We start from the raw sequence: 12,973 nt of genomic DNA, 5'->3' as shown, positions 1-12,973 counted from the left end.
AAGCCGGTGCATTAGCGAACTCTATGCCTTCAGCACTCCAAAAGCCTGCTCTATATCCGCCATCAAATCCTGTGGCTCTTCCAGTCCGATATTCAAGCGCACCAATTGCCCCTGATGCGGCCAGTTCTTGCGCATGTGCGGCATGCGATACGGCACAGCAAGGCTATGCACGCCGCCCCAGCTAAAACCGATCTTGAACAATTTCAGACTATCGACAAAGCGATCAGTCTGCGCTTCCGTATACTGCGAATCGAACACGACGGAGAATAATCCGCCCGCACCACTGAAGTCACGCTGCCAGAGTTCATGCCCCGGACATTCCGGCAAGGCTGGATGCAGCACAGTCGCGATCTCTGGCCGTGTCTGTAACCACGCAGCGATCTTGCGAGCGGCAGCGTCATGTGCATCGAAGCGCAATTTCATCGTCGGCAAGCTGCGCAGCACCAAATACACATCATCCGCTGCAACGCCGAAGCCTAGACGCATGTGCGCCGTCTCCAGACGTTGATTCAAAGCCTTGTCCTGGGTAATAACTGCGCCCATCAAAACGTCAGAGCCACCGGACTGATATTTGGTTAAAGCCTGCATCACAATATCAACGCCGAGATCAAACGCACGCAGTGCGATGCCAGCTGACCAAGTATTGTCGAGCGCGACCAGTACTCCTTGGGCATGCGCCGCCTTGCAGATTGCCGGCAGATCCGGCACTTCCATCGATACCGAACCAGGCGCTTCAGTCCAAATCAATTTGGTATTCGGCTGTATCAGATCGGCGATGCCGCTACCTATCAGCGGATCGTAATAGCGCGCAGTAATGCCAAAGTCGCTCATCAGCCAATTGGCCAGATCGCGATTCGGGTTGTAGACATTGTCGGGGATCAGTACATCGTCGCCGCTTTTGAGAAAAGCGAAATCGACTAATGCAATTGCAGCCAGCCCGCTAGGCGCAAGCACGCAATGCTTGCCATCTTCGATGGCGGCTAAACGTGCTTCCAGCGTGAAAGTGGTCGGCGTGCCGTGCAAACCGTAGGTATAAGCATTCTTGTCCTGCCAGTTGCGCGAGCGCATGCTGGCCACATCCTTGAACAAGACTGTCGAGGCGTGATGTATAGCTTGTGGAAGTGCGGAGAAACCATCGGGAGCGCGATAGTCATTGTGGATCAATGCCGTTTGTAACGATGTGCGATCAGTCACGCGCGCTCTCCAATGAAATGATTACTTGCTGTTGGTACCCGTCGCCACTTTTTTTGCAGCACGTGTTGTTGCCGCCGATTGCTTGAGCACAACTGCTTTTAAGGAAAATGGCTTGGTAATCGAACCGTCCGCAGATGTCCATAGACCAGCTACCGCATCGCCATCAATCTTGCCATCCCATTGACCGGAAATATTGGTGCCATTTTCCGACTCTTCCATTAACAGCTGATCGCCCTCGACTTCACCCGCCAGCAGAATCTTGTGCGAATTACCGAAGATGAAGTACTCACCTTCTATGCCTTCTTCAATATCAGCTTTCGGACGAAGATTCACTTGTACCTGCACATCGCCCACGGCACCGCGAAAAGAAACCGGCTTGAGGAAAAGTGCTGGCATAGGTGCGCTGACGGCGACAGGTGCCGGCGCCATTGGCTCTTCTTCTGCAAATACATTCGTAGCCGCGCATCCAAGCAAGGCAAACAAAGACGTGATCAATATTTTTTTCATTATGCTTCTGCCCACAAATCATGTGCATCGGCAGCCGTGATTTTTACATCGACGAACTCACCGACCTTCAATTTCAAATGCGGCTCATACGGCGGCTTGACATAGACCACACCGTCGATTTCCGGCGCATCAGCACCGGAACGGGCAACGCCACCATTGCGATTGACTTCATCCAGCAGCACGCGCATGGTCTTGCCGACTTTTGCCTGCAAACGTTTTTTCGAAATTTCTTCCTGCAGCAACATGACGCGGCCACGGCGTTCTTCACGCACTTCTTCCGGCACAGCATTTGGCAAATCGTTGGCGGTAGCGCCTTCAACCGGAGAATAAGCAAAGCAACCGAGTCGATCGATTTGCGCTTCTTTCAAGAAGTCGAGCAGGTATTCAAATTCAGCTTCAGTCTCGCCAGGGAAACCGGCGATGAAGGTCGAACGGATAGTCAAGTCCGGGCACATCTCGCGCCAAGCCTGGATGCGTTCGATATTCTTTTCACCACTGGCCGGACGCTTCATGCGCTTCAACACATCGGGATGCGCGTGTTGCAGTGGCACATCCAGATACGGCAGGATTTTGCCTTCAGCCATCATAGGAATAATCGCGTCTACATGCGGATATGGATAAACGTAATGCAGACGTACCCAGGCGCCGTATTGCTTGGCCAAATCGCCCAAGGCATCAACCAGTTGCGTCATGTGCGTCTTCACCGGCTTGCCGTTCCAGAAACCCATGCGGAATTTAACGTCCACGCCGTATGCGCTGGTGTCTTGTGAAATTACCAACAGCTCTTTGACGCCGGCCTTGAACAGGTTTTCCGCTTCCATCATCACATCTGCAATCGGGCGCGATACCAAATCACCACGCATCGATGGAATGATGCAGAAACTGCAACGATGGTTACAGCCTTCGGAAATTTTCAGATAGGCAAAATGCTTGGGTGTCAGTTTGATACCTTGCGCCGGCACCAGATCGATAAACGGTGCGTGCGGCTTAGGCATGTGCTTGTGCACAGCATCCATTACTTCGCCCAGCGCATGCGGACCGGTAACGGCCAGCACTTTCGGGTGGACTTTCAGAATGATGTCGTCGCCATCGGCGTCTTTTTTCGCGCCCAGGCAACCGGTCACAATGACCTTGCCGTTTTCATTCAATGCTTCACCTATCGCATCCAGCGACTCTTGCACGGCGGCATCAATGAAGCCGCACGTGTTGACGATGACCAGATCGGCACCATCGTAAGACTTGGCAGTGTCATAACCCTCAGCGCGTAGCTGAGTAAGTATTTGTTCTGAATCGACCAGAGCTTTCGGGCATCCGAGGGAAACGAAGCCGATTTTGGGTGTTGCTTGAAGAGCGTTGGTCATGGCTGAGGCGGGCAAAAAGCTGGCTGTGTAAACGAAGCCGCTATTGTACCCTTTTGGCTGGCACGCTCGCCACTTGACGTAGCGCGTGCAGCCAGATGCGCTTACTTGTTGTTTTTATCGCTAGGTGGTGGAGCTGGCGGAGCAAAGGGGAAAGCGCCGAACATGTTTTTCGACTGCGTCTGCATCTGCTCTTGCATTTGTACAAACAAGCTTTTGCTCTGTTCGATGTAATTGCTCATCATCCCTTGCATGATCGGGCCTTGCACGTTCATGAACTGCGCCCACATTTCCGGGCTGAACGGCTTGCCTTCGTACAGATCTTTCGAATTTTCCGTCAATTTATTCTGGATATCGATGAAAGCCTGGATATTCTTTTCCAGATACGAACCCATCATGCCCTGCATCGCGTGACCGTAGTAACGAATGATTTGCGACAAGGCTGCACTGGAAAACATAGGCGAACCATTCGCTTCTTCTTCCAGAATGATTTGCAACAAGATGCTGCGCGTCAAATCTTCATCGGTCTTGGCATCGAGCACGGAAAACTGCTCGCTATCCAGCACCAATTGTTTGACATCGGCGAGCGTGATGTACGAACTTGTTTGCGTGTCGTATAGACGACGGTTCGGATACTTCTTAATCAAGCGCTCGGAGATTTTTTTTGTACTCGTCATCAGTCTTCCCAACTTGTGGCGTCACAACGCATTTATATCAATCGGCTAAAAAAGCGAACGAAGTCTAATTCGACAAACCATTATAGTGCGAAAAAACAAAGGTTTACGCAACATTACGCCAGACCTTGACCCACCTCAAGACGAGGCCAAATTGCTGCCCCACCTCCGCGACGACGATTTACGTCGCTTTTGCCTTTACGTAACGACCTGGAGCAGGCTCTATCGGCTTGTATTTCGCATTACCCAATTTGCGCGCCGCCTTCACGCGCTCGCCAGAATGGCTGGCCAAAAAATCTGACCACGCTGGCCACCAACTACCAGCAACTTCTGTCGCACTCGCTAACCATGAGAGCGGATCAAGCACTTGCTGATCATCATTGATCCAATATTGGCGTCTGCTTTTTGCCGGCGGATTGATGACGCCTGCGATATGCCCAGCTGCGCCCAGTATGAAACGATTCTGCTGCGGTTTTTTACGATTGAGAATTTTGGTCGACTCATACGCGCTAGTCCACGGCACGATATGATCATCGCGCGATCCATAGATAAAGCTGGGCGCATCGATTTTTCCAAAATCTATTTTTTTACCGGCAAGCATGAATTCGCCGAATTTCTTCAAATTATTTTCCAAATAAGTATTGCGCAAATACCAGCAATACATGGGTCCTGGCAGATTGGTACTGTCGGCATTCCAGTACAGCATATCGAACGGTGCGGGGTTCTCACCCTTCAAATAATTGGAGGCAACATAATTCCAAATCAGCTCATTCGAACGCAAACTGGCGAAGGCGGCATTGAAGTCCAGCCCTTTCATCAAACCACCATGTCCAATCGATTCTTCAGTTTCTTTGACCTTGGATTCATCGATAAACACATCAATAATGCCGGTATCGGAAAAATCCAGGAAAGTCGTCAGCAAGGTCAAACTGGCTGCCGGTTTTTCTCCACGTGCACATGACAGCGCAAGCGCGTTCGTCAGCAAAGTACCGCCGACGCAAAAGCCCAACACATTGATTTTTTCCTGATTGGAAATGGCTTTGGTGACATCCATCGCCTGGATCACGCCATTTTCGATGTAGTCATTCCACGTTGCATGCGCAATCGATGCATCGGCATTGCGCCATGAAACCAGAAACACCGTATGTCCTTGCTCGACCGCATAGCGCACAAAGGAATTATGCGGCTGCAAATCCAGAATGTAATACTTGTTAATGCAAGGCGGTACCACTAGTAGCGGCCGCTCATACACGGTAGCCGTCAGCGGCTTGTATTGCAGCAATTGAAACAATTCATTTTCAAAGACGACTGCACCTTCGGTAATCGCCACATTGCGACCAACTTCAAAAGCAGTTTCATCACTCTGTGAAATCCGCCCTTTTTGCATATCAGCAAAAAGATGCTTTAAACCATTCGTCAGACTTTCGCCTTTAGTCTCGACAATTTTTTGCTGTGCTTCCGGATTGGAAAACAGAAAATTGGCCGGCGACATTGCATTCACCATTTGCTCTACAGCAAAGCGGATTTTTTGCTTGGCTTTAGGCGGCACTTCCATCGCATCTGCCATCGCCGTCAAGAATTTGGCGTTTAACAAATACGCTGCAGCATTAAACGCATGCAAGGTGCTCGACTGCCAAGCCGCATTGGAAAAACGTTTGTCGGCAACCGGCGGCACTTGCGCCGTCAACATCTGCTGCCACAAGGTAGTCAGCTGTTGCGTATAGTCACGCTGCATTTCTGCAGCAAGTGCGGGGTCTATGCCCATGCTTTGCGCGTGCGCGGAGGACTGAGACGATTCGGACTTATTCATACTTGCAGTTCTCTTTTCGAGTATCTTTGCGGTTTGAATTTCACTTCAGGCATTTTTATGTACATTGTTGCCATCGCGTGGATCTACGTCGTATTCATGATGGCGATCACCGAAGTATCGGTAGTCGCCGGCATCATGACCTTCCTTTTATACGGCGTCTTGCCTGTCTCGATTATTGTATACGTGATGGGGACAGGACAACGCAAGCGTAAGCGCCTAGTGAAAGAAATACAGCGTCGTGCAGAAATGCAAAGAAGTGAGAGTTCACCGGCAGAGCACAAGCCAGAAGCTTGATCGAGTGGCGATTACAGAATCGCTATCGCAGCCAGATCAGCGCAGCCATGCGCCCAGTCACGCCGTCGCGGCGATAAGAGTAAAAGCGCTGCGGATCGCTGACTGTACAGAAGTTACCACCAGACGTTTTCGTAACACCAACATTCGCCAGCGTCTGCCGTGCCAGCATATAGATATCGGCCAGATATTTACCAGGGCGGCGGTCAATCGCTAGAAATGCCTGACGAGCAGCAGGATCTTTAGCCACAAACGTTTCCAGCACTTCCTCACCCACTTCGAATTGCGTTGGGCCAATTGCCGGACCTAGCCATGCATGCAAAGTTTCTGCACCGGCTGCACGCATCTGTGCAACGGTGTTTTCCAGAATGCCACCTGCTAAACCACGCCAGCCCGCATGCGCTGCACCGACAACGCGACCAGCCGCATCAGCAAACAGAACCGGTAAACAATCTGCCGTCATGATTGCGCAAACCACGCCAGCTTGCGTAGTAAAACTGGCGTCGGCTTCCGGTGCGCCCGAGACCTGGGCTGCATCAACAACGTTAGTACCGTGCACCTGCGTCAGCCATGCTGGTTCCGCCGGCAACTGACGGCGAATTTGTGCACGATTGTGTTGCACGTTATCGATGGCATCACCAACGTGCACGCCCAGATTCAAACCTCCTGCACCGCATCCATCGTCATACGGTGCAGGACTGATACCGCAAGGACGTGTAGTCGCCAAGGTACCGACTGCCGGCAATGAGAGACCCCATTGGGGAAGAATCAATTCCATGATCGGTACATTGTTGAATGTAAACAGGAAAACATCAAAACCAGCTTAATAAGTCTTGATGCCGGCGCGTGTAATGAGATCAGCAAAATCCTGCGGCGCTTCCGCCGACCATTCCGCAGCTACACCGGAGACTGGATGTATCAAGCCCAGACGACGTGCATGCAACGCTTGGCGTGGAAATACCGGCACCAGATGCTGCTTGCCATACAAGCCATCACCAACCAGCGCGAAACCGATTGATTGCATGTGCACACGAATTTGATGTGTGCGGCCTGTTTCCAGTTTGCATAACATCAAGCTGACCGGGCGTCCCTCGAGCATGCCTGTTGCCAAACGTTCGAAATGCGTCACGGCAGGTTTCGCCGTCAAGTTTTCAGAAACAGCCATTTTGATGCGATCACGTGCATGGCGGCCGATAGAAGCATCTATACGCCCGGAAGCATTCGGCGTACCCCACACCATTGCCAGATATTCACGCTTGACCGTACGCGCCTGCAACTGGCGCACCAAATCGGTATGTGCAATCAGTGTTTTAGCCACGACCATCAAACCGCTGGTGTCTTTATCCAGTCGGTGCACGATACCAGCACGTGGCACACCGGCAATTGATGGCAAATAATGCAACAAACCATTCAACAAAGTGCCGGACCAATTACCGGCGGCAGGATGCACGACCAAACCAGACGGTTTATTAAGAACCAGAATCTCTGCATCTTCGTGCACAATGGCCAAATCCATTGCTTCCGGCTTGAAAGCTTCATCTTCAGGGGCTGGTTGAGGGAGAATGATGACTTTTTCATCACCGTAGACAGTCATTTTCGCGCGGGCAACTTCGCCATCCACGCTGACGTGGCCGGCATCTATCCATTGTTGCAAACGACTACGGGAATATTGTGGAACCAGCGTGGAAAGAACCTTGTCCAAACGGACGCCACAGACTTCAGGGCTTAAATTCAGTTCAATCGGGGGCATATCCAGCGACAGATCGTCGCCATCATCCACACCCTCCAAATGACTGTCGGGCATGGTTTTATTCAAAATCGGTGTTTCGGTTGGTATCACTACAAGTCCCATCGGCTATAATCATTCATTGTCTAGCGGCATCCTCGCGAAATCTCATGCAAAAACAAATGCTAAAAATTACCATCGTCGCTCTCGCCTTCCTACTCTCGGCATGTAGCCTCACACCTGAGAAATTCGACGAGACCAAAAACTGGTCTCCGTCCAAATTATACTCGGAGGCACGTGAAGAGATGAATGTAGGTGACTACACCAAAGCCATCTCCCATTTCGAAAAACTCGAATCGCGCTACCCGTTCGGCACCTACGCCCAGCAAGCGCAGATGGAAATCGCCTACGCCTACTACCGTCAGAGTGATCAACCACAGGCACTGGCTGCAGTTGAACGCTTCATCAAACTGCATCCTGATCACCCAAATGTCGACTACATGTACTACTTGCGTGGTCTAATCAACTTCAACGACAAAGTCAGCATCTTTGATTTCGTGTCACGTCAGGATGCAACTGAACGCGATCCGAAAGCTGCGCGCGAAGCATTCGACTCATTCAAGAAATTGGTTGAACGCTTCCCTGACAGCAAGTACGCACCTGATGCAACAGCGCGTCTGGCATATCTGATCAACTCGATGGCGCAATACGATGTGCACGTCGCCAATTACTACTACCGTCGTGGCGCATACATCGCTGCAGCCAACCGTGCACAAGCAGCCGTCAAGAATTATCCAGGTGCACCGGCAGCCGAAGGTGCTTTGTATGTGATGATTAAATCGTACGATGCCTTGAACCTGCCACAATTACGCGATGATGCCGAACGTGTGATGAAGACGAACTTCCCTAACAGCGTCTACTTCAGCGGCGGACCGAAGAATGATTCACCTTGGTGGAAACTCTGGTAATCCTTTTTCGAACCAGATCCATCCAAATAAAAAGCCTCGCATTGCGAGGCTTTTTTAATTCAGCAGTAAGACAAGTACTTAAACATACTGCACATTGATACGTGCGATCTCATGCGCATAGGTAGCATCACTGTAGAAGGCATAGTAACTTTGTGAGCCGTTCTGTCCAGCGCCGAAAAAGCCATTGGCCACGATAGCGTCGTTTGACGTGTTATTGTCCAGCATCACTGTGAGCGTTCCGCCCACACCCACCAAAGCCTGTACATCAGCGGCTGTAAACAAGAGCTTGGTTGAAGTACCGTCCCCTGTCACATCAATCCGGTTAATACTACTGACCTTGCCATCGAGGAAAGTATTCATATTCAAGACGGGCTCGGCACTGGTTAATCCAAATATCTTCAAGGTGTCGAAAGTGCTGGCGGCATATGTAGTCGGACTGGTACCGCCACCACCATTGATCGTCGTGATATTCGTCATGACGCCACTTGTTGCCTGCACATAGAAGGTATCTGCACCCAAACCACCAAACAAACTATTGTGACCACCCAGGCGACCATCAAGCGTATCGTTGCCATCACCGCCATTCAGAATATTAGTATTGGTCAAACCAAGCGCCGTCAAAATATTATCTGCCGTATTACCCGTGAGGGTGCTATCAGCTACTGCACTACCCGTTAAATTTGCGATGTTTATGTATGAATCACCATTTGCGTCGCCACCAGTGCCACCTACGCCCGTTGCTAGACTTGCCACGATAGGTGCGCCCGTCGAATACTGATAACTCACCGTATCGTTACCGGCGCTACCACCATTGAAGATATTCGCAACTGTGCTCGCATAGAACAAATCGTTGCCAGCGCTACCAATAACGTTTTGTATGTTGGCGTAAGTGTCGCCCTGAGCATAACCACCGCTGCCGGTATTATGGTAAAGGTCAACGGTAACCGCTGTGCTGTTAGTACTGGCGTAGCTGACCGTGTTGTTGCCGCCACCGCCATCAAAATAATTGGCCGCTGCCCCACCTATAAACGTATCGTTACCGCCACCACCGGTTACATCCTGGATATTGACGTAGGTATCCAAATTAGCGTCACCTCCGCTACCTTTGCCTGCGACCACGCCAGCGACTGTCGTATCCGACAAATTGATAATCATGTCGCCAGTGGTATTTGTGTACACAACCTTATTATGTGAACTTGCGCTTGATACACCACCATCGAATCGATTGATTTGTGAACTGGCATAGAAGGTATCGTCAAAACTACTACCAACAAGATTCTGGATACCCGACAACACGTCACCTTCTGCGTCACCGCCGCGGCCATTACCCGCTGCCAAGCCACCCAAAGGATTCGATACATCAACCGTCACAGACGACAAATTAATGGTCACGCCTGCGGTGGAACCAGCATAGTTGGCTGTGTTCGATGTAGCGGCCGCGGTAGCTGCATTCGTACCGACATAGCCCAACCCTATCAGTTGATCGGCACCTGCACCGCCGATCAGAACGGAACCACCTGCAGCCAAACCAGTTAATTTGTCGGCAAAAGCTGTCCCGGTAAGATTTTGAATATTGATGAAGGTATCGCCGGTAGCATTTCCAGTTGAACCAGTCGGAGTATTTAAATTGGCGATCACACCAGCTGATGCTCCCGCATAACTAACCGTATTGTTGCCAGCAAGCCCACCATTAAAAATATTGACATTGCCGTTACCAACAAACGTATCGTCGAAGGAACTGCCGATCAGATTATCGATATTGGTCAAGGTATCGCCGGCCGCATGGCCGTTCGCACCCAGCCCTGTCAACAGATTGACGGTCACACCGACGTTGGACCCGGCATAATTTGCGTAGGTATTGGCACTGTTGCTAGCGATACCAATCAGGGTGTCGTTACCCAACCCGCCTGTCAGTACGGTCATACCGGTGGAAGCACCGATCAGCGTGTCATTGCCCGTACCACCTATCGCATTTTGGATATTGGTATAGGTATCGCCTGCAGCGAAGCCACCGCTGCCTGTATTGGCAGCAACGCCACTCACCAATTGCGAAGACAGATTAACTTTCACGGCCGTGGCCTGACCGGCATAGCTGACCGTATTCGAACCACCACCGCCGTCGAAATTATTTGCAGCAGCACTGGCGATGAAGGTGTCGTCACCACTACCGCCGGTCACATCCTGAATATTGGCATAAGTATCGCCCTGTGCATTCCCCCCCACGCCGGTACCTGCAATCAGATTAATCGTCAGATTAGCCGTATCGTTGGCGTAGCTAACGCGGTTATGCAGAGTACCGAGACCGCCATCAAAGATATTCGCAACACTGCTGCCATAGAACACATCATCGAACAAACTACCCGTGACATTCTGGATGTTCGCATAAGCATCATTATTCGCGTAACCGCCGCTACCACGCAAACTGGCCACACCGTTCTGCGTCACTGCACTCAAGTTGACGATCACGCCGACGTCCGATGCACCGTAGTTCACCGTATTATTGCCTGCACCACCATCAAAAATATTTTCAGCTGCACTGGCAATAAACGTGTCATTACCCGAGGTGCCAGTGATATCCTGAATATTGATATAGGTATCGTTATTGGCATCACCCAATGAGCCGCGGCCTGCGTTCACGCCCAGTATCGTTTTATCGGACAAGTTGACGATAATGCCGGTACTCGATGCGCCGTAGCTGACACGGTTGTGCAAGGTGCCACCGCCACCGTCAAAGGTATTGACTGAACTATTGGCAAAGAACACATCATCAAACAAACTACCGGTCACATTGCTGATACCGACATAAGTATCATTGTTTGCATCACCAAGCGAACCACGACCTGCTGCAATTGTTTCCAGCGTACTACCGGAAAGATTCACCCTGACACCAGCACTTGAAGCCGCATAGCTGACGGTGTCGCTACCGCCGTTACCAGTGAAGGTATTCGTTGCTGCTCCGCCTATGAAGGTATCGTTACCCGTACTGCCAATTACATTCTGGATATTGGTGTAGGTATCGCCTTCGGCGTAGCTGCCGCTACCCGTGTTACTTGCCAAGCCATTGACTGTTTGCGACGACAGATTGACTGTCACGCCACCAACTGACGAGGCATAGCTCACAGTATTCGAACCGGCACCCCCATCGAAATTATTTGCGGCCAAACTGGCGATAAAGGTATCGTCACCGCTACCGCCGGTCGCATCCTGGATATTGATATAAGTATCGCCAGCCGCATTGCCGCCGAGACCGGTACCTGCAACAAGATTAATCGTCAGGTTAGCCGTATCGTTGGCATAGCTGACGCGGTTATGCAGAGTACCGAGACCACCATCAAAGATATTCGCGACACTGCTGCCGTAGAACAAATCATCGAACAAACTACCCGTGACATTCTGGATGTTCGCATAAGCATCATTATTCGCGTAGCCGCCGCTACCACGTAAACTAGCGACGCCGTTCTGCGTCACGGCGCTCAAGTTGACGATCACGCCGACGTCCGATGCACCGTAGTTCACCGTATTGTTGCCTAGGCCACCGTCGAAAATATTCTCCGCGGCACTGGCAATAAACGTGTCATTACCCGAAGTACCGGTAATGTCCTGAATATTGATATAGGTATCGTTATTGGCATCACCCAGTGAGCCACGTCCTGCGTTCACGCCCAATATCTGTTTATCAGACAAATTGACGATGATGCCGGTACTCGATGCGCCGTAGCTGACGCGGTTGTGCAAGGTGCCACCGCCACCGTCAAAGGTATTGACTGAGCTATTGGCAAAAAACACGTCATCAAACAAACTACCGGTCACATTGCTGATGCCGACATAAGTATCGCTGTCTGCATCACCACCCACACCACGACCAGCACCCACTGTTTCCAGCGCAGTAGTAGACAAATTGACTTTGACGCCAGCAGTCGAGGCCGCATAGCTGACTGTATCGCTACCGCCGTTACCAGTGAAGGTATTGGTTGCTGCGCCGCCTATGAAGGTATCGTTACCGGTACTGCCGATGACATTCTGGATATTGGTGTAGGTATCGCCTTCGGCATAACTGCCGCTACCCGTGTTACTTGCCAAGCCATTGACTGTTTGCGACGACAGATTGACTGTCACGCCAGTAACAGATGATTCATAACTCACCGTATTAGAGCCGGCACCACCATCAAAATTATTCGCCGCCAAACTAGCAACAAAGATGTCGTTACCGCTACCACCAGTTGCATCTTGAATGTTGACGTACGTATCACCCTGCGCATTACCACCAGCGCCAGCGCCAGCCAACACACTAGACGCCGTCTTATCCGACAGATTGATCGTCAGGTTCGCTGTATCAGTCGCGTAGCTGACGCGGTTGTGGGTACCACCACCACCATCGAACGCATTTGCTGCTGCGCTGGCGATGAAGGTGTCATTACCCAAGCCACCTGTCAGGTCTTGAATAT

The 12,973-nt window shown here is 51.1% G+C and carries 10 protein-coding genes; 2 read left to right on the top strand and 8 right to left on the bottom strand.

From position 1 onward, the window contains the following. Nucleotides 1–21 precede the first annotated feature (21 nt). From AC07N2_RS12410 to AC07N2_RS12390, 5 genes are all read right to left on the bottom strand, one after another. Complete coding sequence (locus tag AC07N2_RS12410) at nucleotides 22–1,194, bottom strand: cystathionine beta-lyase (RefSeq protein WP_494778539.1); 1,173 nt, start codon at nucleotides 1,192–1,194, stop codon at nucleotides 22–24. Nucleotides 1,195–1,215: 21 nt separating this feature from the next. Next, nucleotides 1,216–1,701, bottom strand: a complete 486-nt coding sequence (locus tag AC07N2_RS12405; RefSeq protein ID WP_494778538.1) for a hypothetical protein — start codon at nucleotides 1,699–1,701, stop codon at nucleotides 1,216–1,218. Further along, entirely contained in the window at nucleotides 1,701–3,062 is a 1,362-nt protein-coding gene (gene rimO / locus AC07N2_RS12400; RefSeq protein WP_494778537.1) for a 30S ribosomal protein S12 methylthiotransferase RimO, read from the bottom strand. The genes AC07N2_RS12405 and rimO overlap by 1 nt, the downstream gene beginning before the upstream one ends. A 101-nt stretch (nucleotides 3,063–3,163) precedes the next feature. Beyond that, nucleotides 3,164–3,736 (bottom strand): polyhydroxyalkanoate synthesis repressor PhaR, encoded by a 573-nt coding sequence (gene phaR, locus AC07N2_RS12395; RefSeq protein WP_076591635.1) that lies wholly within the window; start codon nucleotides 3,734–3,736, stop codon nucleotides 3,164–3,166. Between the two features lie 178 nt (nucleotides 3,737–3,914). Then, the gene (locus tag AC07N2_RS12390) at nucleotides 3,915–5,543 is read right to left on the bottom strand and encodes a PHA/PHB synthase family protein (RefSeq protein ID WP_494778536.1); all 1,629 of its coding nucleotides are present in this window, start codon (nucleotides 5,541–5,543) and stop codon (nucleotides 3,915–3,917) included. 57 nt (nucleotides 5,544–5,600) lie between these two features. Between AC07N2_RS12390 and AC07N2_RS12385 the strand changes: the two genes are divergently transcribed. Beyond that, nucleotides 5,601–5,837 carry a hypothetical protein gene (locus AC07N2_RS12385; RefSeq protein ID WP_494778535.1) on the top strand — a complete coding sequence of 79 codons (237 nt, stop codon included), beginning with the start codon at nucleotides 5,601–5,603 and terminating at the stop codon, nucleotides 5,835–5,837. A 22-nt stretch (nucleotides 5,838–5,859) separates the two neighbouring features. Here AC07N2_RS12385 and pgeF read toward each other — a convergent pair whose 3' ends face one another. Both pgeF and AC07N2_RS12375 read right to left on the bottom strand, forming a co-directional pair. Continuing rightward, nucleotides 5,860–6,612 carry a peptidoglycan editing factor PgeF gene (gene pgeF, locus AC07N2_RS12380; protein ID WP_494778534.1) on the bottom strand — a complete coding sequence of 251 codons (753 nt, stop codon included), beginning with the start codon at nucleotides 6,610–6,612 and terminating at the stop codon, nucleotides 5,860–5,862. 45 nt (nucleotides 6,613–6,657) lie between these two features. Continuing rightward, complete coding sequence (locus tag AC07N2_RS12375; protein WP_494778533.1) at nucleotides 6,658–7,638, bottom strand: RluA family pseudouridine synthase; 981 nt, start codon at nucleotides 7,636–7,638, stop codon at nucleotides 6,658–6,660. Between the two features lie 92 nt (nucleotides 7,639–7,730). Here AC07N2_RS12375 and AC07N2_RS12370 point away from each other — a divergent pair, with 92 nt between their 5' ends. Then, nucleotides 7,731–8,528 (top strand): outer membrane protein assembly factor BamD, encoded by a 798-nt coding sequence (locus AC07N2_RS12370; protein WP_494778532.1) that lies wholly within the window; start codon nucleotides 7,731–7,733, stop codon nucleotides 8,526–8,528. A 78-nt stretch (nucleotides 8,529–8,606) separates the two neighbouring features. Here AC07N2_RS12370 and AC07N2_RS12365 read toward each other — a convergent pair. Continuing rightward, nucleotides 8,607–12,973 (bottom strand): beta strand repeat-containing protein (locus AC07N2_RS12365; protein WP_494778531.1); only part of this gene is annotated, 4,367 nt, incomplete at its 5' end.

Source organism: Herminiimonas sp. GW821-FHT09C12, assembly GCF_059416385.1.
The sequence above is the reverse complement of the archived record's forward strand: the minus strand, read 5'-3'. Positions and strand labels throughout refer to the sequence as shown.

What these genes read in the sequence shown, in the direction of transcription:
- AC07N2_RS12375 (WP_494778533.1), bottom strand. Translation starts at nt 7,638, where the DNA reads ATGCCCGACAGTCATTTGGAGGGTGTGGATGATGGCGACGATCTGTCG.
- AC07N2_RS12370 (WP_494778532.1), top strand. Translation starts at nt 7,731, where the DNA reads ATGCAAAAACAAATGCTAAAAATTACCATCGTCGCTCTCGCCTTCCTA.
- AC07N2_RS12405 (WP_494778538.1), bottom strand. Translation starts at nt 1,701, where the DNA reads ATGAAAAAAATATTGATCACGTCTTTGTTTGCCTTGCTTGGATGCGCG.
- pgeF (WP_494778534.1), bottom strand. Translation starts at nt 6,612, where the DNA reads ATGGAATTGATTCTTCCCCAATGGGGTCTCTCATTGCCGGCAGTCGGT.
- rimO (WP_494778537.1), bottom strand. Translation starts at nt 3,062, where the DNA reads ATGACCAACGCTCTTCAAGCAACACCCAAAATCGGCTTCGTTTCCCTC.
- AC07N2_RS12385 (WP_494778535.1), top strand. Translation starts at nt 5,601, where the DNA reads ATGTACATTGTTGCCATCGCGTGGATCTACGTCGTATTCATGATGGCG.
- phaR (WP_076591635.1), bottom strand. Translation starts at nt 3,736, where the DNA reads ATGACGAGTACAAAAAAAATCTCCGAGCGCTTGATTAAGAAGTATCCG.
- AC07N2_RS12390 (WP_494778536.1), bottom strand. Translation starts at nt 5,543, where the DNA reads ATGAATAAGTCCGAATCGTCTCAGTCCTCCGCGCACGCGCAAAGCATG.